This is a genomic window from Acidovorax sp. KPB24-03 (genome assembly GCF_057546605.1).
In genome coordinates, this window is record NZ_BAAJYR010000687.1 from 1 (window position 1) to 1,236 (window position 1,236).

Annotated in this window: 1 protein-coding gene; it reads right to left on the bottom strand. The window is 72.7% G+C overall.

Going from position 1 to position 1,236, the window contains the following annotated elements:
- A partial coding sequence (locus AC27KI_RS25215) for a [protein-PII] uridylyltransferase family protein (RefSeq protein WP_487116524.1) occupies positions 1-1,236 on the bottom strand: 1,236 nt, incomplete at both ends.

The window sequence follows — 1,236 nt, forward strand, 5'->3', positions numbered from 1 at the left end:
CGGCAGTTGCTCCAGCACCGCTTCCAGCTCGGGCGCGGCCGGCGCGCCGGCGCGCGGGCCGCCGCAGCCGCCCTTGGTGCACTGCTTCTTGCCGGCGCCGCCCAGCAGCGTGTCGAACTCCTGCGCCACGAGTTCGCGGTGCGCATCGAGCTGGTGCAGGAAGGCGCAGGTGCCCAGGCCCAGGGTCTGGGCGATCCAGGCCAGGTCGTCGTCGCGCGTGGGCAGCACGTGGGTCTGCTGGTCGTCCAGGTAGTGGATGCGGTGCTCCACCTGGCGCAGGAAGGTGTAGGCCGCGGCCAGCGCCTCGGCCGTCTCCTGCGGCATGAGGCCGGCGCGTGAGATGCGCTGCAGCGCCTCCAGCGTGGGGCGGCAGCGCAGCTCGGGGAACTGCCCGCCGCGCACCACCTGCAGCAGCTGCACGGTGAATTCGATCTCGCGGATGCCGCCGCGCGAGAGCTTCACGTCGTTGGCGCGCTCGGGGTGGCCGGCGCTGCGCTTGGCGGCGTGGTCGCGGATCTGCCGGTGCAGCGAGCGCAGCGCGTCGAACACGCTGTAGTCCAGGTAGCGCCGGAAGACAAAGGGCAGCACCACGCCGCGCAGGGCCTGCACCGGCTCGCCGATGACGCTGCTGCGCGGCGCGACCACGCGGCTCTTGAGCCAGGCGAAACGCTCCCATTCGCGGCCCTGCACCTGCAGGTATTCCTCCAGCGCGGCCAGCGAAACGGCCGCCGGGCCGGAGTTGCCGTTGGGCCGCAGCGCCAGGTCCACCCGGAAGACGAAGCCGTGCTCGGTGGTGTCGCCGATCAGGCCGTAGATGGCCTTGACGGCGTGGCCGAAGTACTCGTGGTTGGAGATGCGGTTGCGGCCCTCGGCGTTGCCGGCGGTCTCGCCGTCGTGTTCGTACACGTAGATCAGGTCGATGTCGCTGGACACGTTCAGCTCGCGCGCGCCCAGCTTGCCCATGCCGATGATCCACAGCTCGACCGGCTGGCCCTCGGGGCCGCGTGGGGCGCCGTGGCGGGCGTCGAGCGCTTCGCGGGCCTGCACGCAGGCCTGGTCCAGGGCCAGTTCGGCCAGCTCGGTGGTGGCCCGCGTGATGTCGGCCAGCGGCGCGCCCTGTTCGCAATCGAGGCGCACCAGCCGCTCCATCACCACCTGCCGCAGGATGCGCAGGCCGGTGCCGGTGTCGTGCCCGCGGGCCCGCAAGGCGGCCAGCGCCTCGGCCATGGTGGCCCG